The organism is Streptomyces sp. NPDC020884, assembly GCF_044333935.1.
Classification (GTDB): Bacteria; Actinomycetota; Actinomycetes; order Streptomycetales; family Streptomycetaceae; genus Streptomyces.
In genome coordinates this window covers 163,678-185,822 of the sequence record NZ_JBIRRY010000011.1, presented here as the reverse complement: position 1 = coordinate 185,822, position 22,145 = coordinate 163,678, and the positions used below count along the sequence as shown (strand labels likewise).

Genomic DNA, 22,145 nt, shown 5'->3' with positions numbered 1-22,145 from the left:
AGCCCTCAGCCGCGGTCCCGCTGCCGGTCGAGCGCCTCGTCCAGGGTACGGGCCGCCATGATGAGCGAGAGGTGGGTGAACGCCTGGGGGAAGTTGCCCAGTTGTTCGCCGCTGGGGCCGATCTCCTCGGCGAACAGGCCCACGTGGTTGGCGTAGGTGAGCATCTTCTCGAAGGTGTAGCGCGCCTGGCGCAGCCGCCCGGCGCGGGCGAGTGCGTCGACGTAGAGGAACGTACAGAGGCTGAAGGTCCCCTCCGAGCCGCGCAGCCCGTCCGGTGAGGCCGCCGGGTCGTAGCGGTGGACGAGGCTGTCCGAGACCAGGGTGCGGTCCATGGCGTCCAGGGTGGACAGCCAGCCCGGGTCCCGCGGGGCGAGGAATCCGACGCGCGGCATCAGCAGCAGGGACGCGTCGAGCACGCCGCTGCCGTAGCTCTGGACGTAGGCCTGGAGGTCCTCGTTCCAGCCCCGCTCCACCACCTGTTCGAGTACGGCGTCCCGGGCGCTGGTCCACCGGGCGGTGTCGGCGGGGCGGCTGAACTGCCCGGCGAGTTTGAGGCCCCGGTCGAAGGCGGCCCAGCACATCACTCGGCTGTAGGTGAAATCCTGGCGCCCGCCGCGGGTCTCCCAGATGCCTTCGTCGGGGCGGTCCCAGGACTCCGCGAGCCAGTCCAGGGTGCGGGAGAGGATCTTCCAGCCCCGGTGGCCCGCCTGGATGCCGACCTCGCGGCCCTCGGACAGCGCGTAGAGGGCTTCGCCGTAGATGTCGAGCTGGAGCTGGTCGTCGGCGGCGTTGCCGAGCCGGACCGGTCGGGAGCCCCGGTAGCCCTCCAGGTGGCCGAGGACCTGCTCCGCCTCCAGGGGCCGCCCGTCGACCCGGTACATGATCCGCAGCGGCTCTCCGCCGGCGTCCTGCCGGTCCCGCAGCCGGTCGCCCAGCCAGTGGGTGAACGCGGCAGCCTCGTCGACGAAGCCCAGGTCCAGGAGGGCCCGCACCGACAGGGAGCCGTCCCGTACCCAGGTGTAGCGGTAGTCCCAGTTGCGTTCTCCGCCCACCTGTTCGGGCAGCCCCATGGTCGCCGCGGCGACGGGGGCGCCGCTGGGTTCGTACGTGAGCAGCTTCAGGGTGATGGCGGAGCGGTTGACCATGTCGAGCCAGCGGCCCTGGTAGCGGGATCCGCGCACCCACCTCTGCCAGAAGTCGACGACGTCCCAGAGCTGGTCGTCGATCTCCTCGGGGGTGGGGTGCGGCGGCTCGGGGCTGTCGGGGCCGCCGAGCGTGAGGACGGCCGCCGAGGACTGTCCGGCGTTCAGGGTGACGCCGGCGACGGCGTCCTGGCCGTCGCGGCTCAGAGGGAAGCCCGTTCGGAGATGGGCCGTGCCGCCCGGCGCCCGGAAGACCGCTCGGCCTCCCGCCGGTCCCAGCTCCATGGTGTGGGCGGCGCGGCCGTAGTCGAACCGGGGCCGGCACTCCAGGCCGAAGCGGACGGTGCCGCGCACCGCGCGCACGGTGCGGACGAGGGTGTGCCGGTCGGCCGGTCCGCCGGAGCGGATCGGGGTCATCCAGTCGAGGACCTCCCCGACCCCGTCGGGCGCCATGAACCGGGTGACGACGACCGCGGTGTCGGGGTAGTAGAGCTGCTTGCAGGTGTGGGCGCCGCCTTCGGGCGCCAGCCGGAAGAAGCCGCCGCGCTCGTGGTCGAGCAGGGCGGCGAAGACGCTCGGCGAGTCGAATCGCGGGGCGGCGAACCAGTCCACGACCCCCTGCGAGGAGATCAGTGCGGCCGTCTGGAGGTCGCCCACGAGTCCGTGGTCGGCGATCGGCGGATACCGGTCCATGAGCCTTCCCTCCCGGTCGGGCCCCCGTGTCCCTCACTATCCGGCACTCCCGCCCCGGGTGCGCGGCACGCGTCCGGGCGGGCGGGGTCCGGGCGCCCGGTTTGCCGAACGGAGCCGGGGCCGCGTTACTGGAATGAGCCCCGGGCCGCCGGCCGGGCGGAGCTCCGTCCGACGGAACAGGGAGCCGCGGAGGTACCGGGATGGACCTGATCCACATCCGCGCGGTGAGCCCGCCGGACCTGACCGACGAGGTGGTCGGCCTGCTCTCGGGCGACCGCTGCGTGCTCAACCTCATCGTCCAGCGCGACGCGGCGCGCAATCCCGACGGCGACTCCATCGCCTGCGACGTCCTGACGGGGGCGGCGAACGAGGTGCTGCACCGTCTGCGCGCCGTCCGGCTGGACCAACGGGGTTCGCTGGTCATCGAGCCGGTCGACATGGCCTTCTCCGGCAGGGCCGCCGAAGGGGGGCGGCGCGAGCTGGGGCCCCTGAGCCGGGCGCCGGTCTGGGAGCAGGTCGAGGCCCGGATCCGGTCCGGGGGGCGCTACCCGCCGAGCTTCTATCTCTACCTGGTCGTCGCCGGGCTGATCGGTTCGGTCGGGATCGTCACCAACTCGCAGATCCTGATCGTGGCGGCGATGGTCGTGGGGCCGGAGTACGGCGCCATCGTCAGCGTGGCGCTGGGGATCGACCGGGGCCACGGGGCCACGGTGCGCGGCGGGCTGGCCGCCCTGGGCGCCGGCTTGCTCCTCACCGTGGTCCTCACCTTCCTCTTCGCCCTCCTCATCCGGGGTTTCGGGCTGCAGTCGGAGGCCTTCGACCGGGGGTTGCGCCCCGTCTCCAACCTCATCAACACGCCGAACTTCTTCTCGGTGGCGGTGGCCACCCTGGCCGGGATCGTCGGGATCGTGTCGCTGACCGAGGCCAGGACGAGCGCCCTGCTCGGCGTGTTCATCTCCGTGACGACGATCCCGGCCGCCGCGGACATCGCCGTCTCCACCGCGTTCACCAGCTGGACCGACGTACGGGGCTCGGCCATCCAGCTCGGGGTGAACATCGTCGTGCTGATCGTGGTGGGCACCGCCACGCTCAAGGCCCAGCGGGCGATCTGGCGGAGGGTCGGCCTGCGGCACGAGCGTGACCGCGCGACCGCCGGCGGAGGCCTGACGTGAGAGGAAAGGGGCACCTGATGGACCGGGAAGACGGGGCGCCGCCGCGCGCCGCACCGCACGCGACACCGGCCGAACGCGCGGCCCTGGGCAGGGCCGCGCGCCGGAGGGCTCCCCGGTCGAGCCATGCGCGGTACACGTCGTCGCCGCGGCGACCCGACCCGCTGGCCGTCCTGGAGGCGCAGTCCGCCGACCGGGTTCCGGAGCTGGTCCCGATCCGCTACGGCCGGATGACGGAGTCGCCGTTCCGCTTCTTCCGGGGCGCGGCCGCTCTGATGGCCGCCGACCTGGCCGGCAGCCCGGACTCGGGGATCCGGGCGCAGCTGTGCGGCGATGCCCATCTGCTGAACTTCCGGCTGCTGGCCTCGCCCGAGCGGAACCTCCTCTTCGACATCAACGACTTCGACGAGACGCTGCCGGGTCCCTGGGAGTGGGACGTGAAACGGCTGGCGGCCAGCCTCGTCATCGCGGGGCGGGCGAACGGCTTCTCGGACCGGGAGCGGGCCGGGATCGTGCGGGCCGCGGTCCGGTCGTACCGGGAGGCGATGGCCCGGTTCGCCGGGATGCGCAATCTGGAGGTGTGGTACGCGCGGACCGATGCCGAGCGGCTGCGTGCGGTGGCGGCGGAGCGGTTGGGCGGACGGGGGCGCAGGAACGTCGACCGGGCGCTGGGCAAGGCCCGCTCCCGGGACAGTCTGCAGGCCTTCGGCAAGCTCGCCGAGGTGGTCGACGGGCGGCTGCGGATCGCGGCGGACCCGCCGATGGTGGTGCCGCTCACCGATCTGGTGCCCGGTGTGGAGCGCGAGACGGTGTTCGGGCAGTTCGCCGGTCTGATGGCGGGGTACGCCGACAGTCTGGCGTCCGACCGGCGCAGTCTGCTGGAGGACTTCGCGCTGGTGGACGTGGCCCGGAAGGTCGTCGGTGTGGGCAGTGTCGGCACCCGCTGCTGGATCGTGCTGCTGCTCGGCAGGGACGGCGGGGATCCGCTGCTGCTACAGGCCAAGGAGGCCGGTCCCTCGGTGCTGGCCGAGCACGTCGGGGCGAGCCGGTACGGCAACGAGGGCCGGCGGGTGGTCGCGGGGCAGCGCCTGATGCAGGCCTCCAGCGACATCTTCCTCGGCTGGGAGCGGGCCGACGGCATCGACGGCCGGAGCCGGGACTTCTACGTGCGCCAGTTGCGCGACTGGAAGGGCATCGCCGAACCGGAGCAGATGGCGCCGAAGGGGATGCGCGCGTTCGGCGAGGTGTGCGGCGCCACGCTGGCCCGCGCCCACGCCAGGTCCGGGGACCGGATCGCCATCGCGGGCTACCTGGGGCGCAAGGACGTCTTCGACCGGGCGATCGCCGTGTTCGCGGAGTCGTACGCGGACCGCAACGAGCTCGATCACCGGGCGCTGGTCGACGCGGTGGCCTCGGGACGGCTGCCGGCGGCTCCTTAGGTCCGTCCCGCGACGGGGATATGCTCCCTCGGAGGTGGCGGCGGAGCCCCCGCCCCCGCCCCCGCTCCCGGTGCCGGCGGCCCGGCGGACCGTCCGGCGCGACGAGGCGGCCGGGTTCGTCCGGCGCTCGGTCCCGCCGCCGCAGGCCGGTCGGCGCGCCGAGATCGTGGAGCCCGTACCCCCTGGCCCGTTCCGCCGCGAAAGGACCCCGCCCATGACCGAGATCGTCCATGTGTCCGCCCCCGAGCTGGTCACGTACGCCGACGACCTGGCCGGCCTCCTGGTCGAGACCGTCGAGGAGGGGTCCTCGGTGGGCTTCCTGGCCCCGTTGGACCGTGAGACGGCCGCCGCCTGGTGGCGGGAGCGGGCCGCCGCCGTGGAGGCGGGGCGGATCGGCATCTGGATCGCCCGGGAGGGCGGGCGGGTCTCCGGGACGATCGCCCTGGTCCGCGCTCCGCTGCCGAACGCCCGGCACCGCGCGGAGGTCGCCAAGCTGATGGTCCGCCCCGCCGCGCGCGGTCAGGGCCTCGGCGGGGCGCTGCTGACCGCCGTCGAGGCGTACGCGGCGACCGAGGGCATCACGCTGCTGATCCTGGACACCGAGAGCGGCAGCCTGGCCGAGCAGGTCTACCGCGGCGCGGGGTGGACGGAGGTCGGCGGTGTGCCGGGATACGCGGCGGATCCGGCGGGCATCCTCAAGCCGACGACCTTCTACTACAAGGAGCTCGCCGCTCCGTGAGCGGTGGGCGGCACAATGAGCACCACCACGCAATGATCAGGGAGAGCTTCATGACGCTGCACGACATTCCGCTGCGCACCCTCGCGGGCGAGCCGACCACGCTGGGCGCGTACAGCGGCCGGGCCGTCCTGTTGGTGAACGTGGCCTCCAAGTGCGGGCTCACCCCGCAGTACGAGGGCCTGGAGCGGCTGCAGCAGAACTACGGGGACCGGGGCCTGACCGTGCTCGGCGTCCCGTGCAACCAGTTCGCCGGGCAGGAGCCGGGCAGCGCGGAGGAGATCCAGACCTTCTGCTCGACGACGTACGGGGTCAGCTTCCCGCTGCTGGAGAAGGTCGACGTCAACGGCGCGGACCGGCACCCGCTGTACGCGGAGCTGACGCGGCTGGCGGACGCGGACGGGGAGGCCGGGGACGTCCAGTGGAACTTCGAGAAGTTCCTCATCTCGCCGGCCGGTGAGCCGGTGGCCCGGATCCGGCCACGCTCGGAGCCGGAGGCCACGGAGGTCGTGGCGGCGATCGAGGCGCACCTGCCGGCCTGAGCCCACGGAAGGGGGCGGTCCGGGACAACGCGTCCCGGACCGCCCCCATCCCGTATCGGTCCCCCGCGGCGGCTAGCGGATCGGCATGCCCGACAGCGTGCGGGCGATCACCAGGCGCTGGATCTCGCTGGTGCCCTCGAAGATGGTGTAGATGGCCGCGTCGCGGTGCATGCGCTCCACGGGGTACTCGCGGGTGAAGCCGTTGCCGCCGAGGATCTGGATGGCCTGCGCGGTGACGTCCCGGGCGGTCTCGCTCGCGTAGAGCTTGGACATGGAGCCCTCGGCCGAGGTGAACGGCTTGCCGCTGGTGGCCATCCAGGAGGCGCGCCAGACCAGCAGCCGGGCCGCGTCGATGCGGGTGCGCATGTCGGCGAGCTGGAAGGCGATGCCCTGGTTGTCGATGATCGGGCGGCCGAACTGGCTGCGGGTCTTCGCGTAGTCGAGGGCGACCTCGTAGGCGGCGCGGGCGGTGCCCACGGCCATCGCGCCGACGGCCGGGCGGGAGGCCTCGAAGGTGGCCATCGCCGCGTTCTTGACGCGTTCGCCGCCGGACTTGGCGCGCTCGTGGGCGCGGGCGAGGCGCTCGTCGAGCTTCTCCTTGCCGCCGAGCAGGCAGTGTCCGGGGACGCGGACGTCCTCCAGGACCACCTCGGCGGTGTGCGAGGCGCGGATGCCGTGCTTCTTGAACTTCTGGCCCTGGGAGAGGCCGGGGGTGTTCGGCGGCACGATGAAGGAGGCGTGGCCCTTGGAGCCGATGTCGGGGTCGACGACGGCGACGACCACGTGGACGTTGGCTATGCCGCCGTTGGTCGCCCAGGTCTTGGTCCCGTTGAGGACCCACTCGTCCTTGGCCTCGTCGTAGACGGCCCGGGTGCGCATCGAGGCGACGTCGGAGCCGGCGTCGGGCTCGGAGGAGCAGAAGGCGGCGACCTTCACGTCGTCGGCGTCGCCGTACATCTGCGGGATCCAGGTGCCGATCTGCTCCTCGGTGCCGTTGGCGAGGACGCCGACGGCCGCCAGGCCCGTACCGACGATCGACAGGGCGATGCCCGCGTCGCCCCAGAAGAGCTCTTCCATGGCCATGGGGATGCCGAGACCCGTAGGGTCGAAGAACTGCTGGGCGTAGAAGTCGAGGGAGTAGATGCCGACCTTGGCCGCCTCCTGGATGACGGGCCAGGGCGTTTCCTCACGCTCGTCCCACTCCGAGGCGGCGGGGCGGATGACATCCGCCGCGAAGCCGTGGAGCCAGTCCTTGACCTGCTTCTGGTCGTCGTTGAGCTCAAGCGTGAACTCGGCCATGTTCCCCTCCAGGCACTGCGGCGAAAAACCATACGTTACTTGCGGTAACCCCAGTCTGTTACCGGCAAGTAGGCACTGTCAACCGCCCTGGAGCCGATCAAGCGCCCTCCCTGCGGAGTGTTACGTTGCGCGGGCGTGCAGAGGCGGTGCGACGGCATCGCGTGGCCAGGGGTGGGAGAGACGACATGGAGACCGCACGAGGCGCCGAGCGACAGCGGACCTCGGCCGAGCGCCGTCGCCGCGAGTTGCTGGAAGCGGCGGACCGGGTGGTGCTCAGGGACGGGCCGCAGGCCTCGATGAACGCCATCGCCGCCGAGGCCGGGATCACCAAACCCATCCTCTACCGCCACTTCGGCGACAAGGGCGGCCTCTACCGCGCCCTCGCCAAGCGCCACACCGACGCACTGCTCAGCGCCCTGCGAGCCGCTCTGGACGCCCCGGCCGACCGGCGTGAGCGGGTGGAGTCCACGCTCGACACCTATCTCGCCGCGATCGAGGCCCGCCCCCAGGTCTACCGCTTCCTGATGCACCCCGCCGAGGACGCGGCCCCCTCCCCCGAGCAGGGCTTCGACGTCGGCCGGCACTCCGCCCCGCTGCTGCGCCGCCTCGGCGAGGAGCTGGGCCAGGTGATCGCCGAACGGGTCGACCTGGGCCCGGACAGCGAGCAGATGGCACGCATCTGGGGCCACGGGATCGTCGGCATGATGCACGCGGCGGGCGACTGGTGGCTCGGTGACCGGCCCTGCTCCCGCGAGCGGCTGGTGAGCAGCCTCGCCGATCTGCTCTGGGGCCGGCTCGCGGAGACGGACGACCTCGAGGGCGGCCCGGGGTTCTGAGAGCCGGGCCGCGGCGGGCTCAGCCGTTGCGGGCCCAGGGCGCGCGGCGCGCCGCGCGCAGCGCCCGGGAGCGCCGCAGCCCGGTCAGCCGGTCGGTGTAGACGGTGCCCTCCAGGTGGTCGCACTCGTGCTGGAGGCAGCGGGCGAACCACCCCGTCCCGGCGATCCGGACCGGCTCGCCGGTCAGCGTCAGACCCTCGACGACCGCGTGGTCGAAGCGTTCGGTGCCCGCTTCCAGACCGGGAAGCGACAGACAGCCCTCCGGTCCGCGTACGGTGAGTCCGTCCGCCTCGACCAGCTCGGGATTGACCACGTGTCCCAGGTGGCGGACATCGTCGTCGTCCGGGCAGTCGTAGACGAACACCTTGAGCGGGACGCCGATCTGATTGGCGGCGAGCCCGACACCCTGTGCGGCGTACATCGTGGCGAACATGTCCTCGACCAGCCTCGCGAGCGACGGGCCGAAGTCCGTGACGTCCTCGCAGGCACGGTGGAGCAACGGGTCGCCGAGCAGACTCATCTCACGGACGAGTCCGGAACTGCCGGGGATCGGGCGGTTTCGCATGGCGGCAAGCGTACGTTCCGCCGGGGCCGGGGAGTTCCCGTGGTGCCGCGGTACGGTCGCCGCGCCGGACATCGATAGGCTGGGCGCGGACCGATGCAAGGAGGATCTAGGACGATGGCAGGCAACACGGAGCCGTTGTCGCCGCGGGCCAAACTGGCCGTGACGGCGGGCAAGGCCGCGGCGGCGGTGTCACGCGCCGCGGGGCGGGGCAGCGGATCGGTGATCGGCGGCCGGGTGGCGCTCAAGCTCGACCCCGACCTGCTGGGGCGACTGGCGCAGCACCTGGACGTGATCCTCGTGTCGGCGACGAACGGCAAGACGACGACCACCCGGCTGATCGCCGAGGCGCTGCGGGCCGCCGGGCCCGTCGTGTCGAACGCGCTCGGCGCGAACATGCCCGCGGGCATCACCTCGGCGCTGGCCGGCGGCTCGGACGCGAAGTTCGGCGTGATCGAGGTCGACGAGAAGTACCTGGCGGGGGTCGCGCGCGACACCACGCCCAAGGTGATCGCCCTGCTCAACCTCTCCCGCGACCAGCTGGACCGCGCGGCGGAGACCCGGATGATGGCCGAGCACTGGCGTGAGGGCCTCTCCGGCTCGAAGGCCGTGATCATCGCCAACGCGGACGACCCGCTGGTCGTCTGGGCGGCCTCCTCCTCGGCCAATGTGGTGTGGGTGGCGGCCGGTCAGGCGTGGAAGGACGACGCCTGGTCCTGCCCGTCCTGCGGCGGTGTGATGCAGCGCCCCGGCGACGACTGGTTCTGCGGGCAGTGCGGCTTCCGCCGCCCCGCCCCGAGCTGGGCGCTCAACGGCGACTACGTCCTGGACCCGCACGGTTCGGCGTGGCCGATCCACCTCCAGCTGCCGGGCCGCGCGAACAAGGCGAACGCCACCAGCTCGGCGGCCGTCGCCGCCGTCTTCGGGGTGCCGCCGCAGGTCGCGCTGGAGCGGATGTACCAGGTGCAGGCGGTGGCCGGACGCTACGACGTGGTCGGCTTCAACAACCGTGAGCTGCGCCTGCTGCTGGCGAAGAACCCGGCGGGCTGGCTGGAGACGTTCTCGCTGATCGACCCGCCGCCGACGCCGGTGATCCTCTCGGTGAACGCCCGCGGCGCGGACGGCACGGACACCTCCTGGCTGTGGGACGTGGACTACACCCAGCTGGCCGGTCACCCGATCTTCGTGCTCGGCGACCGGAAGCTGGACCTCGCGGTCCGCCTCGAGGTGGCCGGTCTCGACTTCCGGGTCTGCGAGACCCTCGACGAGGCCGTGCAGTACGCCCCGCCCGGCCGCATCGAGGTCATCGCCAACTACACCGCCTTCCAGGATCTGCGCCGTCGTGTCGGCAACTGACCCCGGCCCCGGCCACCTCCGGAGAGGACGAAGCATGAGCAACAACGGTCTGCGTCTGGTCTGGGTCTACCCCGACCTGCTCAGCACCTACGGCGACCAGGGCAACGCCCTGGTCGTGGAGCGGCGTGCCCGGCAGCGCGGCCTGGACGTGCAGCGTGTCGACGTGCGCAGCGACCAGCCGGTGCCGACGTCCGGCGACATCTATCTGATCGGTGGCGGTGAGGACCGGCCGCAGCGCCTCGCGGCCGAGCGGCTGCGCCGTGACGGCGGGCTGAGCCGGGCCGCGTCCAACGGCGCGATCATCTTCTCGGTCTGCGCGGGCTACCAGATCCTCGGGCACGAGTTCGTCAACGACCTCGGCGAGCGCGAGGCCGGGCTCGGTCTGCTCGACGTGGTCTCCACCCGCGGCGAGGGCGCGCGGTGCGTCGGCGACGTACTGGCGGACATCGACCCGCAGCTCGCCCTGCCGCCGCTGACCGGGTTCGAGAACCACCAGGGCGTCACCCATCTCGGCCCGACGGCACGGCCGTTCGCGCGGGTGCAGTTCGGCCGGGGCAACGGCACCGGGGACGGCACGGAGGGCGCGTACAACGACACGGTCTTCGGGACGTACATGCACGGTCCGGTGATGGCCCGCAATCCGCAGATCGCCGATCTGCTGCTGAAGCTGGCCCTCGATGTGAACGCGCTGCCGCCCACCGACGACCGCTGGTACGACGCGCTGCGCGCCGAGCGGATCGCCTCGGCGACCCAGCCCGCCTGAGGCCCTTTCCGCTCCCCTGAGCGGTGTCCGCCTGAGGTGTTTTCCGCTCGGTTGAGCGGAGTCCAGCAGGCGGACGGCCGGTTCGGTCCCGCCACCCTGCGCCGGTAGGGTGGCGGGGATCCAACCGGACGACGTGGTCCGGTCGTCGACTTAAACGTTGCAAAGGTTTCCGGGCCATGCGCATTGGCGTACTCACCTCCGGCGGCGACTGCCCCGGCCTCAACGCCGTCATCCGTTCCGTCGTGCACCGCGCGGTGGTGGACCACGGTGACGAGGTCATCGGTTTCCACGACGGCTGGAAGGGCCTGCTGGAGTGCGACTACCGCAAGCTCGACCTTGACGCGGTGGGCGGCATCCTGGCCCGCGGCGGCACGATCCTCGGTTCCTCCCGGGTCCAGCCCGCGCATCTGCGCGACGGTGTGGAGCGCGCCCGCGGCCATGTCGCGGACCTCGGTCTGGACGCCATCATCCCGATCGGCGGCGAGGGCACGCTCAAGGCCGCGAACCTCCTCTCCGAGGCCGGCCTGCCGATCGTCGGGGTCCCCAAGACCATCGACAACGACATCGCCTCCACCGACGTCACCTTCGGCTTCGACACCGCCGTCGGCGTCGCCACCGAGGCGCTGGACCGGCTGAAGACCACCGCCGAGTCGCACCAGCGGGTGCTGATCGTGGAGGTCATGGGCCGTCACACCGGCTGGATCGCCCTGCACTCCGGGATGGCCGCCGGCGCCCACGCGATCGTGGTGCCCGAGCGCCCCTTCGACATCGACGAGCTGACCGAGCTGGTCGGCAAGCGTTTCTCGGCGGGCAAGAAGTTCGCCATCGTGGTGGTCGCCGAGGGCGCCAAGCCCCGTGCAGGCTCCATGCAGTTCGAGCAGGGCGTCAAGGACATCTACGGCCACGAGCGGTTCGCCGGGGTGGCCACGCAGCTCTCCGGGGAGCTGGAGCAGCGGCTCGGCAAGGAGGCCCGCCCGGTCATCCTCGGCCACGTCCAGCGTGGCGGCACGCCGACCGCGTACGACCGGGTCCTGGCGACCCGGTTCGGCTGGCACGCGGTGGAGGCGACGCACCGGGGCGAGTTCGGGATGCTCACCGCGCTGCGCGGCACCGACATCGTGATGGTCCCGCTGGCGGAAGCGGTCGAGACGCTGAAGACGGTCCCGGCCGAGCGGTACGCCGAAGCGGAGTGCGTGCTCTAGACGTCGCTCCCCCGGAGCTGCCCCCGGCCGCGAGCGCGGCCGGGGGCAGCTCTACGCTGTACCGGACAACCGGCACGAAACGGGGACGTGTCCCCATCGGGAGTGAACAGATGGATCACAGCGGGCACGGCATGAACATGGATCTGCCGCCGTTCACGCTGGGGCGGGGGCTGGAGCTCTCCGTCGACCCGTTCTTCCTGACCGGCTGCGTCCTGGCGCTCGCCCTGTACGGGTACGGCGTGGTGCGGCTGCGTCGGCGCGGGGACGGCTGGCCGGTGAACCGGATCGTGTTCTTCACCCTGGGCGTGCTGAGCATCGCGCTGGTGATGTGCACCAAGCTCAACGACTACGGCATGGTCATGTTCAGCGTGCACATGGTGCAGCACATGGTGATCAGCATGCTGTCGCCGATCCTGTTGCTGCTGGGCGCTCCGGTGACGCTGGCGCTGCGCGCGCTGCCGCCGGCGGGCCGGGGCCGGACCGGGCCGCGCGAGCTGCTGCTGAAGCTGCTGCACAGCCGGTACATGAAGATCATCACGCATCCGGTGTTCACGATCCCGCTGTTCATCGCGAGCCTGTACGCGCTGTACTTCACGCCGATCTTCGACTTCCTGATGGGCTCCAAGCCGGGCCACCTCGGGATGATGGTGCACTTCCTCGCCGTCGGCCTGGTCTTCTTCTGGCCGATCATGGGGGTGGACCCCGGTCCACACCGGCCCGGCTACCTGATGCGGATGCTGGAGCTGTTCGCCGGGATGCCGTTCCACGCGTTCTTCGGGATCGCGCTGATGATGGCGTCGACGCCGATGGTGGAGACGTACGAGAACCCGCCGGCCTCGCTGGGCATCGACGCCCTGAGCGACCAGAACTGGGCGGGCGGCATCGCGTGGGCGTTCAGCGAGATCCCCTCCGTGCTGGTGCTGATCGCGCTGGTCTTCCAGTGGTACCGCTCCGAGCAGCGCACCGCCCGGCGCTCGGACCGGGCGGCGGACCGCGACGGTGACAAGGAGCTGGCGGCGTACAACGCCTATCTCGCGTCTTTGCAGGCGCGCGGACAGTAGCGCGGAGGGCGCATACGGGGTGACCATGGGGACAACGGCCGCGCGGCCGACGAGGAGCGTGCGCGCATGTCCGGATCGACGAAGACCATGGGATACATGACCGTCGGGGCGCTGGTCGCGGTGACCGCGTACACCGTGGCGCTGGGAAGCAGCGGCTGGCTCTGGTTCGGCTGGGTGGTGCTGGGACTGTGCACCCTCGGCATGCTGGCCACCCAGGACACCTGACCGTTGCGGCGGGTGACCACGCCTGACGGGCCCGGAGCCGGGTACGAGCCGGGAGACCGGTTCGCTACGGTCGCACGGTGGTGCCGGGGGCCTACACGGGGTCTTTCGGCCCCCAGGCCCCCGGCACCACCGTGACCTGGTAGTACACAGCCCCTGAGTCGGCCCGGCAGAGTGAGGTGCACCCGCAAGGTGTTTTATTACGTCCTGAAGTATGTCGTGCTGGGGCCGGTGCTGCGGCTGCTGTTCCGGCCCCGTATCGAGGGTCTGGAGAACATTCCCACGGACGGCGCGGCGATCGTCGCGGGCAACCATCTCTCCTTCTCCGACCATTTCCTGATGCCGGCCATCATCAAGCGCCGCATCACCTTCCTGGCGAAGGCCGAGTACTTCACGGGGCCGGGGATCAAGGGCCGGCTGACCGCGGCGTTCTTCCGCAGCGCGGGCCAGATCCCGGTGGACCGGTCCGGCAAGGACGCGGGGCAGGCGGCCATCCGCGAGGGGCTCGGCGTGCTGGGCAAGGGCGAGCTGCTGGGGATCTACCCGGAGGGCACCCGCTCGCACGACGGCAGGCTCTACAAGGGCAAGGTCGGGGTCGCGGTGATGGCGATCACCGCGCAGGTGCCGGTGATCCCCTGCGCCATGGTCGGCACCTTCGAGATCCAGCCGCCCGGCCAGGTCGTACCGAAGATCAAGCGGGTCGCGATCCGGTTCGGCGAACCGCTGGACTTCTCCCGCTACGCGGGCATGGAGAACCAGAAGGCCGCGATCCGGGCGGTGACGGACGAGATCATGTACGCGATCCTGGGACTCTCCGGCCAGGAGTACGTGGACGAGTACGCGGCCAAGGTGAAGGCGGCCGAGCAGGAGGCCGCGCCGCCGAGGAAGTTCCCGAAGATGCGACGCTGACGGCGGATACGCCACCGGCAGAGCGGCCTCGTCCGGGCGGGCGCCCTCCCCTAGCGTCGGATCCATGAGCAACGGACACGCATGGGTGCTGGGAGCGACGGGCCAGATCGGGCGGGCCGCGGTGCGCGCGCTGGCCGAGGACGGCTGGGAGGTCACCGCGGCTTCGCGCGGTGGTGGCCGGGACGAGGGATGGGACGCCGGGGTCCGGGCGGTGGCGCTCGACCGGGACGAGGAGGGGGCGCTCGGCGGGGCGCTGGGCGACGGCTGTGACGTGCTGGTGGACCTGGTGGCTTTCGGCGGCGCGCACGCCGGGCAGCTGACGGGGCTGGCCGGGCGGATCGGCTCGGCCGTCGTGATCTCCAGCGGGGCGGTGTACGAGGACGACCGGGGCCGCAGTTTCGACACCCAGGCGGAGCCCGACGGCTTCCCCCGCTATCCGGTGCCGCTGCCGGAGACCCAGCGCACGGTGGCGCCGGGGGACGCCACGTACGGCACGCGGAAGGTCCTGCTGGAGCGGGAGCTGCTGGCGGCGGGCGACGCCCTGCCGGTGACCCTGCTGCGGGCGGGCGCGGTCCACGGCCCGTACTGCCGCACACCGCGCGAGCTGTACTTCGTGAAGCGGCTGCTCGACGGACGGCGGCGGCGCGTGCTCGCGCACGGCGGCGAGAGCCGCTTCCACCCGGTCCATGTCTCGAACGTGGCCGAGCTGATCCGGCTGGCCGCCCGCCGGCCCGGCTCGCGGGTCCTGAACGCGGCGGATCCGCAGGCGCCCACCGTCGCCGCGATCGGGGCGGCGATCGACGCGGTGCTGGGCCTGGAGACGGAGACGGTCCTGGTCGACGGTCCGGCGCCGGCGGGGCACGTGGGCGAGACCCCGTGGAGCGGCGCCCACCCCGTCGTGTACGACATGACGGCGGCGGAGCGGGAGCTCGGGTACCGGCCCGTGACGGGGTACGCGGAGTCGCTGCCGGGGACGGTCGAGTGGCTCGCCGGGGAGCTGGCGGGGCGCGACTGGCGGGAGGCGTTCCCGAAGATGGCGCGCAACTACGGGGAGACGCTGTTCGCCTATGCGGCGGAGGACGCGTGGCTGGAGTCGTACGACCGGGGCGGCCGCTGATCGGGCCCCGGCCGTACGACTCATGGGCGTCCTACGGCTTCGGCGTGGCGTGCGGGGCGCACGTCACATCGCGCCGGCCGGTCTCCCCGGTGAGCAGGTAGGCGTCCACCCGCTCGTTGACGCAGGGGTTGACCAGTCCGGTGACGCCGTGGGATCCGGCGTCCTTCTCGGTGATGAGCCGCGAGCCCTTGAACCGCTTGTGCAGCTCGACCGCGCCCGCGTACGGGGTGGCGGCGTCACGGGTGGACTGCACGATGAGGACCGGCGGCAGTCCCTTGCCGGTCTTCACGTCCAGCGGGGTCCGCTGCTTGGTCGGCCAGGTGGCGCAGGGCAGGTTCATCCAGGCGTTGGCCCACGTCATGAACGGGTACTTCTCGTGCAGCCGGGTGTTGTCCCGGTCCCAGGTGCGCCAGTCGGTGGGCCACTTGGCGTCGGCGCACTCGACGGCGTTGTAGACCGCGTTGCCGTTCTCGGCGGCGGCGTTGCCCGCGAGGTCGCTCAGGTCGGGGGCCGCGGCGTCGATCAGGGCCTGGGTGTCGCCGGACCGGTAGGCGCTCCAGGTCTTGGCGGTGGGGGCCCAGGCGGAGTCGTAGTACGGCGCGCCCTGGAAGAAGCCGATGAGCTCGGCGGGCCCGACGAGGCCCCCGATGGGCTCCTTCTTGGCGGCGGCCCGCAGCTCCTGCCAGGCCTGCTCGACCTTCTGCGGGGTGTCGCCGATGCCGTAGGCGGAATCGTGCTGGGCGACCCACGCCTTCCACTCGTCCCAGCGGGCCTGGAAGGCGATGTCCTGGTTCAGGTTCGCCCGGTACCAGATGTTCCGCCGCGACGGGTCGACCACGCTGTCGACGACCAGGCGCCGGACATGGGCCGGGAAGAGCGTGCCGTAGACGGCGCCCAGGTAGGTGCCGTAGGAGACGCCGATGAAGTTGAGCTTCTTCTCCCCGAGGGCGGCCCGGATGACGTCCAGGTCGCGGGCCGTGTTCGGCGTCGTCATGTGCGGCAGCATCGCGCCGCTGCGCTCGCCGCACCCTTCGGCGTACTCGCGGGCCAGCTTGCGCTGGGCGCGCTTGTCCGCCTCGCTGTCGGGGACCGGGTCGGCCTTGGGGGCCTTGACGAACTCCTGCGGGTCGGCACAGGAGATGGGGGCCGAGTGGCCGACGCCGCGCGGGTCGAAGCCGACGAAGTCGTACGCCTTGGCGGTCTTGGTCCAGATCGGGTTCTTGGTGGTGATCCGGGTGGGGAACCGCAGCCCCGAACCGCCGGGCCCGCCGGGGTTGTAGAGCAGGGCGCCCTGGCGTTCGTCCTTCGTGCCCGTGCTGACGTGCCGGTCGACGGCCAGCTTGATCTTCTTGCCGTTCGGCTTGGCGTAGTCGAGCGGCACGCTCACCCAGCCGCACTGGATGGGGGCGGTCAGGCCCCAGTCCGCGGGGCAGTCCTGCCAGTCGATCCCGGTCTTCGCCGCCCGCTGCGCCGCGACGGCGACGCCGCGCGCCTCCGTGTCGCCCCGGCCGTGGTGGCGGCCGTCGGCACCGGCGGCGGGCGCGGCCATCGCCCCCGCTATGAGCGTGCCCGCGACGAGGGCGCCGGCCGAACCGAGCATCGTTGTACGTCTCACGTGGAAATCTCCCCCTTCATCCGATCCGCCGCCGAGAGCGGCGTGGTCATCGGTACTTCGCGGGGATCCTTTCGTCTGTGAGGCACCCGGGGCCAGGGCGTACACCTGTTTCTTTACCGAACCCATAACCGGTGAAGGAAGTTCGCTGAGCGGACTCACCCGGCCCGGTCGCCGTGGTCCGCCTTCCGTCCGTCCAGCAGCTCGTGCGTCGCGTCGTCCAGGATCCGGCGCAGCAGACGGGCGTCGGCGGCCACGGCGGTCACCAGGACGGCGGGGCCGGCGAGCGGGGTGAGGGCGGCGGTGGGTCCGAGGAGGCGAGCGGGGAGCGGAGCGTCCTCGAAGGCCGGGTCGGCGAGGAACAGTTGGCCGACGGCCCGGTGGCCGCCGAGGACGGCGGGGCCGTCCCAGCCCGCGGGGGCGCCGGGCCCATAGGTCAGTTGCTGGTCGAGGAGCGGGCGGCCCGCGCGGTGGACGGTGAGCCGGGTGGTGAGCGCGCCGGTGGGTTCGCCGTGCCGGCCGAGGATCTGCTCCTCGCGCAGCAGCAGCCGCGCGGTGGGGGCGAGCCGGACCCGGGTGGTCTGGCGCAGGTCGCTGCGGTGGGCGCAGACGAGCTGTTCGGGCAGCCAGTGCAGGACGGCCTCCTCCCCCACGCTCAGCTCCACGGTGTACGTGGACGGGCCGGTGTCCGCCCGGGGGGCCGGGAGGGCCACGGTGGCCGCCGCCGCGTCGACGGTGAGGCGCGCGCCGTCCGCGACCTCCGCCTCGATGGCGAGGCGATCGCCGTTGAGCGGGGCGCTCATCGCGCCGACGACGGTGACCCGGGCGTACGCGGCCCGTGGGGAGCGGGTGCGGCGCAGGGCGAGCGGGCCATCACTCCGAAGGACGGGCAGGGCGGTGCCGCCCCGCCCGTCGGGCTCGGCGCGCAGCCGGGCCGTCGCGCGGACGCTCACGCGGCCCAGGCGGCGAGCTGCGCCCGCACCCAGTCGGCGACCGGTCCGACGCCCTCGGCCGAGGTCAGCGAGGTGAAGGCGACGGGGAGTTCGCCGCGCTGCTTCTCGGCGTCCAGGGCCATCCGCGCCAGGTCGGAGCCGACGTAGGGGGCGAGGTCGGTCTTGTTGATGACCAGGAGGTCGGCGGTGGTGACGCCGGGACCGCCCTTGCGCGGGATGTCGTCGCCGCCCGCGACGTCGATGACAAACACCTGCGCGTCGACCAGGCCCTTGGAGAAGGTGGCGGTGAGGTTGTCGCCGCCGGACTCGACGAGGATCAGGTCGAGCGGTCCGACCGCGTCCTCCAGGTCCTCGACCGCCTCGAGGTTGGCGGAGATGTCGTCGCGGATCGCGGTGTGCGGGCAGGCGCCGGTCTCCACGGCCTGGATCCGCTCGGGCGGCAGGACCGCGTTGCGCAGCAGGAAGGCGGCGTCCTCCCGGGTGTAGATGTCGTTGGTGACGACGGCGATGGAGAACCGGTCGCGCAGCTCCCGGCAGAGGGCGGCGACGGTGGCCGTCTTGCCGGAGCCGACGGGGCCGCCGAGCCCGATGCGCAGGGCGCGCCGGGCGCCGTCGGGGCGGGTGGCGTCGGCGCTGACGGCGGCGGGGCCGTCGTGGGTGTGGCCGAGGTGCATGGGGGCTCCCGTGGTGGTCGCAGGGGTGGCTAGGAGGCGAAGAGGCGGACCGGCCAGGCGGCGTGCGCCTCGGCGGTGATGTCGAGGAGCGGGGCCGAGGCGGCGGGCAGGGCGTCGATGCCCTGGCGGGCGGCCTCGGCGGCCTGTTCGGCGACCCGGTCCAGCTCGGGGGCGAGCCGGGCGAGTACGGCGGTGGCGTGGAAGGGGTCCAGGGACAGGAGGCGGACGACGGCGGTGGCGGGGCCGCTGACCGTCTCGTACGCGACGCAGTGGGCGGCGTCCTCGGGGCTCAGGCCCGCCGCCCGTGCGGTGAGCCCGAGGACGACGGGCTGGTGGGCGCCGCGCGGCCGGGCCGCCGCGAGCGCGTCCAGTTCGGGGCTCGGCCAGGTGGCGCGGGCGGCCCGCATCATCTGCCGGCCCAGCTTGCGGGCGGTGGCTCGCAGGGCGGGCGAGGGCGTGCGGGCGTCGGCGGCCTCGTCGAGGGCGAGCGGGTCCAGGCCGTGGGCCGCCGCCGCGGCGAGGGCGGCGGCGGTGAGGCCCGCGGTGTGCAGACGGCCCCGGCAGAAGGCGGCGAGGGAGTCGGCGTCGCGGACGCGGCCCTGGGCGACGGCCGGTTCGGCGCCGCCGGAGTGGGCGTGGCCCCCGGCGGGGAAGCGGCCGTCGGCGAGGACGAGGAGCGCTGCGCGTGACATGACTGCGTTCCGCCGCTCTCAGAAGAGGAAGTAGCGCTGGGCCATGGGCAGTTCCGCCGCGGGTGCGGGCTCGACCGGATCGCCGTCGATGGTGACGGCGAAGCTGTCCGGGTCGACGTGGACCTGCGGCAGGGCGTCGTTCTCCCGCATGTCGGCCTTGGTGACCCCCCGGGTGCTGGTGATCGGCACGAACCGCTTGTTCAGGGCGAGCCGTTCGGGCAGCCCGTCCTCGATCGCCGCGGTGGAGACGAAGTTGAACGAGCCGTGGGCGGCCGCCCGTCCCAGGGCGCCGAACATCGGCCGGGGCAGGACCGGCTGGGGCGTCGGAATGGAGGCGTTGGCGTCGCCCATCTGCGCGTACGCGATCTGGCCGCCCTTGATGACGGTCTGCGGCTTGACGCCGAAGAACGCCGGGTCCCAGAGGACGAGGTCGGCGAGCTTGCCGGTCTCCACGGAGCCGATCTCGCGGTCCAGGCCCTGCGCGACGGCCGGGTTGATCGTGTATTTGGCGACATAGCGACGGGCTCGGTGGTTGTCCGCCCGGCCGTCGCCCGGCAGGGCCCCGCGCCGCTTCTTCATCACATGGGCGGTCTGCCAGGTCCGCAGGATCACCTCGCCGATGCGCCCCATGGCCTGGGAGTCGGAGGAGATGATCGAGATGGCTCCGAGGTCGTGCAGGATGTCCTCGGCCGCGATGGTGGAGGGCCGGATCCGGGACTCCGCGAACGCCAGGTCCTCGGGGACCGCGGGGTTCAGGTGGTGGCACACCATCAGCATGTCGAGGTGTTCGTCGATGGTGTTGACGGTGTGCGGCCGGGTGGGGTTGGTCGAGCTGGGCAGGACGTGGGGCTCGGAGACCACGCTGATGATGTCGGGCGCGTGCCCGCCGCCCGCCCCCTCGGTGTGGTACGCGTGGATCGTCCGGCCGGCGATGGCGGCGAGGGTGTCGGCGACGAACCCGGCCTCGTTGAGCGTGTCGGTGTGGATGGCGAGCTGGGCGCCGGTCTCCTCGCAGACGCCCAGGCAGGCGTCGATCACGGCGGGCGTCGCGCCCCAGTCCTCGTGGATCTTGAAGCCGAGGGCTCCGCCGCGCAGTTGGGAGTGCATGGCGTCGCGGGACATCGTGTTGCCCTTGCCGAGCAGCCCGATGTTGACGGGGAAGGTCTCCAGCGCCTCGAACATCCGGGCGAGGTGCCAGGGGCCCGGGGTGATGGTGGTGGCCTTGGTGCCCTCGGCAGGTCCGGTGCCACCGCCGACGAGGGTGGTGATGCCGCTGGAGAGCGCCTGGTCGACGAGGGTGGGTGAGATGAAGTGGACGTGGGCGTCGACCGCTCCGGCCGTGAGCAGTTTTCCGTTGCCCGCGATGATCTCGGTCTCCGGACCGATCACGAGGTCGGGGTGGACGCCGTCCATGGTGTCCGGGTTCCCGGCCTTGCCGATGCCGGTGATCCGGCCGTCCCGGATGCCGATGTCGGCCTTGACGATGCCCCAGTGGTCGAGGACGACGGCCCCGGTGATGACGGTGTCGGGTGCGCCCTCGGCCCGGGTGGTGCGGGCCTGGCCCATGGACTCCCGGATCACCTTGCCGCCGCCGAACACCGCCTCGTCGCCCGCGTGTCCGGGGCCGCCCGAGCGGTCCTCCTCGATCTCGACGAGCAGATCGGTGTCGGCGAGGCGGATCCGGTCGCCGGTGGTGGGTCCGAACAGGTCGGCGTACACGGCTCGCTCGAGGTCAGGCATCGAGGGCACCTCCGGTTTCGCCGCGCAGGCCGGGGACGACGCGGCGGCCGGTGAGGGGGACGAGTTCGACGTCGGCGGGGATGCCGGGTTCGAAGCGGACGGCCGTGCCGGCCGCGATGTTCAGCCGCAGACCGCGGGCGGCGGCGCGGTCGAAGCGCAGCCCGGGGTTGGCCTCGGCGAAGTGGTAGTGGGAGCCGACCTGGACGGGACGGTCGGCGGCGTTGAGGACGGTGAGGCGGGTGACCGTTCGCCCCTCGTTGAGGGGGATGGGCCCGTCCCCGTACAGGATCTCTCCGGGAATCATCGACGCTCCCCCGTCAGACGATCGGATCGTGGACGGTGACGAGCTTCGTGCCGTCGGGGAAGGTGGCCTCGACCTGGACGTCGTGGAGCATCTCGGGGATGCCGTCCATGACCTCGTCCCGGGTGAGCAACGTGCGGCCGGACGCCATGAGTTCGGCGACGGTGCGGCCGTCCCGGGCGCCTTCGAGCAGATGGGCGGTGATCAGTGCGACGGACTCGGGGTGATTGAGCCGCAGCCCGCGTGCCCGGCGCTTCTCGGCCACATCGGCGGCCACATGGATGAGCAGGCGTTCCTGCTCGTGCGGGGTCAGTTGCACGCTTCCACCTCATCGTCTTCCGTCCGGCTCCGGGTCCGGACGCAGCGGGACCTTATCCCCGTTCAACAGTTCGTTGAACGAGGACAGCGGTCTCGCGACCAGGCATTGCACGTTAGGGCGGAAGTTTTTCCGTTGCGTTAACTGATCTTTTGCGGACCCATGGACATCAGCCCGCGCAACCCGTTCTCCAGCACGTCGGGGCGTACGTCCCCGAAGAGCGCCTCCTGCACGATGAAGCCCTGCGCCGTCGCGATCATCGTTCGCGCCACGTCGTCGCCGGGCACGTCGCTCCTCAGGATCCCGGCGGAGCGGTAGGCGTCGACCAGCTCCGCCCAGACGACGCGCAGGGCGGCGTAACCGTCGCCGAGCAGCGCGCCGAGCCGTTCGTCGCGCAGCGTCTCGGACCAGAGCTGGACGACGAGCGCGGCGAAGGTCCGGCGCTCCAGGCCGTGCACCTGCCCCGCGAGCACGCCGCCGAGCACCCGGCCGAGCAGCGCGTCCGGCGTGGGCGGCGGTGTCATCCGGGCCGCCTCCTCGAAGGCTCCGCGAATGACGGCGAAGGTCTCCTCGGTGATGGCCGCGATGATGTCCTCCTTGCCGGTGAAGTAGCGGTAGACCGCTCCGGCGGACAGGCCCACCTCCTTGAGGACGTCCTGCATGGACGTGCCGTGAAATCCCTTGCGGGCGAAGCAGCGTGCCGCGCCGTCGAGGATCTGACGGCGGCGGGCGTCGAGGTGTTCCTGGGATACGCGAGCCATGACCTCAATCTAAAACGAACATTCCTTCTTGACAATCGCGTGCGGCGT

At 72.2% G+C, this 22,145-nt stretch carries 23 protein-coding genes; 12 read left to right on the top strand and 11 right to left on the bottom strand.

What is annotated here, in order from left to right:
* Positions 1-5: 5 nt before the first annotated feature.
* On the bottom strand, positions 6-1,835 hold the full coding sequence (locus tag ACH4UK_RS30690; RefSeq protein WP_398361512.1) for a glycoside hydrolase family 15 protein: 1,830 nt from the start codon (positions 1,833-1,835) through the stop codon (positions 6-8).
* Positions 1,836-2,035: 200 nt separating this feature from the next.
* On the opposite strand from ACH4UK_RS30690, the gene ACH4UK_RS30685 reads away from it, so the two are divergent.
* The 4 genes from ACH4UK_RS30685 (at position 2,036) to ACH4UK_RS30670 (ending at position 5,721) form a co-directional block, all read left to right on the top strand.
* On the top strand, positions 2,036-3,007 hold the full coding sequence (locus ACH4UK_RS30685; protein WP_398361511.1) for a DUF389 domain-containing protein: 972 nt from the start codon (positions 2,036-2,038) through the stop codon (positions 3,005-3,007).
* Positions 3,008-3,024: 17 nt separating this feature from the next.
* Positions 3,025-4,443, top strand: a complete 1,419-nt coding sequence (locus ACH4UK_RS30680; RefSeq protein ID WP_398361508.1) for a DUF2252 domain-containing protein — start codon at positions 3,025-3,027, stop codon at positions 4,441-4,443.
* Between the two features lie 214 nt (positions 4,444-4,657).
* Entirely contained in the window at positions 4,658-5,182 is a 525-nt protein-coding gene (locus ACH4UK_RS30675) for a GNAT family N-acetyltransferase (RefSeq protein ID WP_398361506.1), read from the top strand.
* A gap of 50 nt (positions 5,183-5,232) precedes the next feature.
* Positions 5,233-5,721 (top strand): glutathione peroxidase, encoded by a 489-nt coding sequence (locus ACH4UK_RS30670; RefSeq protein ID WP_398361504.1) that lies wholly within the window; start codon positions 5,233-5,235, stop codon positions 5,719-5,721.
* Between the two features lie 72 nt (positions 5,722-5,793).
* Here ACH4UK_RS30670 and ACH4UK_RS30665 read toward each other — a convergent pair whose 3' ends face one another.
* On the bottom strand, positions 5,794-7,020 hold the full coding sequence (locus ACH4UK_RS30665) for an acyl-CoA dehydrogenase family protein (protein WP_398361503.1): 1,227 nt from the start codon (positions 7,018-7,020) through the stop codon (positions 5,794-5,796).
* A gap of 185 nt (positions 7,021-7,205) precedes the next feature.
* Here ACH4UK_RS30665 and ACH4UK_RS30660 point away from each other — a divergent pair, with 185 nt between their 5' ends.
* Positions 7,206-7,856 carry a TetR family transcriptional regulator gene (locus ACH4UK_RS30660; protein WP_398361501.1) on the top strand — a complete coding sequence of 217 codons (651 nt, stop codon included), beginning with the start codon at positions 7,206-7,208 and terminating at the stop codon, positions 7,854-7,856.
* Positions 7,857-7,875: 19 nt separating this feature from the next.
* On the opposite strand, the gene def is transcribed toward ACH4UK_RS30660, so the two are convergent.
* Entirely contained in the window at positions 7,876-8,421 is a 546-nt protein-coding gene (def, locus tag ACH4UK_RS30655) for a peptide deformylase (RefSeq protein ID WP_398361499.1), read from the bottom strand.
* A 114-nt stretch (positions 8,422-8,535) separates the two neighbouring features.
* Here def and ACH4UK_RS30650 point away from each other — a divergent pair, with 114 nt between their 5' ends.
* From ACH4UK_RS30650 to ACH4UK_RS30620, 7 genes are all read left to right on the top strand, one after another.
* Complete coding sequence (locus ACH4UK_RS30650; RefSeq protein ID WP_398361497.1) at positions 8,536-9,774, top strand: MurT ligase domain-containing protein; 1,239 nt, start codon at positions 8,536-8,538, stop codon at positions 9,772-9,774.
* A gap of 34 nt (positions 9,775-9,808) precedes the next feature.
* A complete protein-coding gene (locus ACH4UK_RS30645) occupies positions 9,809-10,537 on the top strand; it encodes a type 1 glutamine amidotransferase (protein WP_398361496.1) in 729 nt (242 codons plus the stop codon).
* Positions 10,538-10,713: 176 nt separating this feature from the next.
* A complete protein-coding gene (locus tag ACH4UK_RS30640) occupies positions 10,714-11,739 on the top strand; it encodes a 6-phosphofructokinase (RefSeq protein WP_398361494.1) in 1,026 nt (341 codons plus the stop codon).
* 110 nt (positions 11,740-11,849) lie between these two features.
* Positions 11,850-12,800 (top strand): cytochrome c oxidase assembly protein, encoded by a 951-nt coding sequence (locus ACH4UK_RS30635; protein ID WP_398361492.1) that lies wholly within the window; start codon positions 11,850-11,852, stop codon positions 12,798-12,800.
* Between the two features lie 66 nt (positions 12,801-12,866).
* Positions 12,867-13,025, top strand: coding sequence for a hypothetical protein (locus tag ACH4UK_RS30630; protein WP_032785887.1), 159 nt, complete (start codon positions 12,867-12,869; stop codon positions 13,023-13,025).
* A 189-nt stretch (positions 13,026-13,214) separates the two neighbouring features.
* Positions 13,215-13,931 carry a lysophospholipid acyltransferase family protein gene (locus tag ACH4UK_RS30625; RefSeq protein ID WP_398361491.1) on the top strand — a complete coding sequence of 239 codons (717 nt, stop codon included), beginning with the start codon at positions 13,215-13,217 and terminating at the stop codon, positions 13,929-13,931.
* Positions 13,932-14,016: 85 nt separating this feature from the next.
* Positions 14,017-15,048 (top strand): NAD-dependent epimerase/dehydratase family protein, encoded by a 1,032-nt coding sequence (locus ACH4UK_RS30620; RefSeq protein WP_398361867.1) that lies wholly within the window; start codon positions 14,017-14,019, stop codon positions 15,046-15,048.
* Positions 15,049-15,079: 31 nt separating this feature from the next.
* On the opposite strand, the gene ACH4UK_RS30615 is transcribed toward ACH4UK_RS30620, so the two are convergent.
* The 8 genes from ACH4UK_RS30615 to ACH4UK_RS30580 form a co-directional block, all read right to left on the bottom strand.
* On the bottom strand, positions 15,080-16,648 hold the full coding sequence (locus ACH4UK_RS30615) for an alpha/beta hydrolase (protein ID WP_398361865.1): 1,569 nt from the start codon (positions 16,646-16,648) through the stop codon (positions 15,080-15,082).
* Between the two features lie 170 nt (positions 16,649-16,818).
* A complete protein-coding gene (locus ACH4UK_RS30610) occupies positions 16,819-17,613 on the bottom strand; it encodes an urease accessory protein UreD (RefSeq protein ID WP_398361489.1) in 795 nt (264 codons plus the stop codon).
* Entirely contained in the window at positions 17,610-18,287 is a 678-nt protein-coding gene (ureG, locus tag ACH4UK_RS30605) for an urease accessory protein UreG (protein ID WP_398361487.1), read from the bottom strand. The genes ACH4UK_RS30610 and ureG overlap by 4 nt, the downstream gene beginning before the upstream one ends.
* Before the next feature lie 29 nt (positions 18,288-18,316).
* Entirely contained in the window at positions 18,317-18,979 is a 663-nt protein-coding gene (locus ACH4UK_RS30600; RefSeq protein ID WP_398361485.1) for an urease accessory protein UreF, read from the bottom strand.
* An 18-nt stretch (positions 18,980-18,997) separates the two neighbouring features.
* Positions 18,998-20,719: an urease subunit alpha gene (locus ACH4UK_RS30595; protein ID WP_398361483.1), complete on the bottom strand. Its 1,722-nt coding sequence runs from the start codon at positions 20,717-20,719 to the stop codon at positions 18,998-19,000.
* Entirely contained in the window at positions 20,712-21,023 is a 312-nt protein-coding gene (locus tag ACH4UK_RS30590; protein ID WP_398361481.1) for an urease subunit beta, read from the bottom strand. The genes ACH4UK_RS30595 and ACH4UK_RS30590 overlap by 8 nt, the downstream gene beginning before the upstream one ends.
* A 13-nt stretch (positions 21,024-21,036) precedes the next feature.
* Positions 21,037-21,339: an urease subunit gamma gene (locus ACH4UK_RS30585; protein WP_398361479.1), complete on the bottom strand. Its 303-nt coding sequence runs from the start codon at positions 21,337-21,339 to the stop codon at positions 21,037-21,039.
* 137 nt (positions 21,340-21,476) lie between these two features.
* A complete protein-coding gene (locus ACH4UK_RS30580; RefSeq protein ID WP_398361477.1) occupies positions 21,477-22,097 on the bottom strand; it encodes a TetR/AcrR family transcriptional regulator in 621 nt (206 codons plus the stop codon).
* Positions 22,098-22,145 lie beyond the last annotated feature (48 nt).

Excerpts from the sequence above, each read along its gene's own strand:
- ACH4UK_RS30635 (WP_398361492.1), top strand. The coding sequence starts at position 11,850 with ATGGATCACAGCGGGCACGGCATGAACATGGATCTGCCGCCGTTCACG.
- ACH4UK_RS30685 (WP_398361511.1), top strand. The coding sequence starts at position 2,036 with ATGGACCTGATCCACATCCGCGCGGTGAGCCCGCCGGACCTGACCGAC.
- ACH4UK_RS30615 (WP_398361865.1), bottom strand. The coding sequence starts at position 16,648 with ATGCTCGGTTCGGCCGGCGCCCTCGTCGCGGGCACGCTCATAGCGGGG.
- ACH4UK_RS30650 (WP_398361497.1), top strand. The coding sequence starts at position 8,536 with ATGGCAGGCAACACGGAGCCGTTGTCGCCGCGGGCCAAACTGGCCGTG.
- ACH4UK_RS30690 (WP_398361512.1), bottom strand. The coding sequence starts at position 1,835 with ATGGACCGGTATCCGCCGATCGCCGACCACGGACTCGTGGGCGACCTC.
- ACH4UK_RS30675 (WP_398361506.1), top strand. The coding sequence starts at position 4,658 with ATGACCGAGATCGTCCATGTGTCCGCCCCCGAGCTGGTCACGTACGCC.
- ureG (WP_398361487.1), bottom strand. The coding sequence starts at position 18,287 with ATGCACCTCGGCCACACCCACGACGGCCCCGCCGCCGTCAGCGCCGAC.
- ACH4UK_RS30600 (WP_398361485.1), bottom strand. The coding sequence starts at position 18,979 with ATGTCACGCGCAGCGCTCCTCGTCCTCGCCGACGGCCGCTTCCCCGCC.
- ACH4UK_RS30590 (WP_398361481.1), bottom strand. The coding sequence starts at position 21,023 with ATGATTCCCGGAGAGATCCTGTACGGGGACGGGCCCATCCCCCTCAAC.
- ACH4UK_RS30645 (WP_398361496.1), top strand. The coding sequence starts at position 9,809 with ATGAGCAACAACGGTCTGCGTCTGGTCTGGGTCTACCCCGACCTGCTC.
- ACH4UK_RS30665 (WP_398361503.1), bottom strand. The coding sequence starts at position 7,020 with ATGGCCGAGTTCACGCTTGAGCTCAACGACGACCAGAAGCAGGTCAAG.
- def (WP_398361499.1), bottom strand. The coding sequence starts at position 8,421 with ATGCGAAACCGCCCGATCCCCGGCAGTTCCGGACTCGTCCGTGAGATG.
- ACH4UK_RS30640 (WP_398361494.1), top strand. The coding sequence starts at position 10,714 with ATGCGCATTGGCGTACTCACCTCCGGCGGCGACTGCCCCGGCCTCAAC.
- ACH4UK_RS30630 (WP_032785887.1), top strand. The coding sequence starts at position 12,867 with ATGTCCGGATCGACGAAGACCATGGGATACATGACCGTCGGGGCGCTG.
- ACH4UK_RS30580 (WP_398361477.1), bottom strand. The coding sequence starts at position 22,097 with ATGGCTCGCGTATCCCAGGAACACCTCGACGCCCGCCGCCGTCAGATC.
- ACH4UK_RS30680 (WP_398361508.1), top strand. The coding sequence starts at position 3,025 with ATGGACCGGGAAGACGGGGCGCCGCCGCGCGCCGCACCGCACGCGACA.
- ACH4UK_RS30660 (WP_398361501.1), top strand. The coding sequence starts at position 7,206 with ATGGAGACCGCACGAGGCGCCGAGCGACAGCGGACCTCGGCCGAGCGC.
- ACH4UK_RS30670 (WP_398361504.1), top strand. The coding sequence starts at position 5,233 with ATGACGCTGCACGACATTCCGCTGCGCACCCTCGCGGGCGAGCCGACC.
- ACH4UK_RS30595 (WP_398361483.1), bottom strand. The coding sequence starts at position 20,719 with ATGCCTGACCTCGAGCGAGCCGTGTACGCCGACCTGTTCGGACCCACC.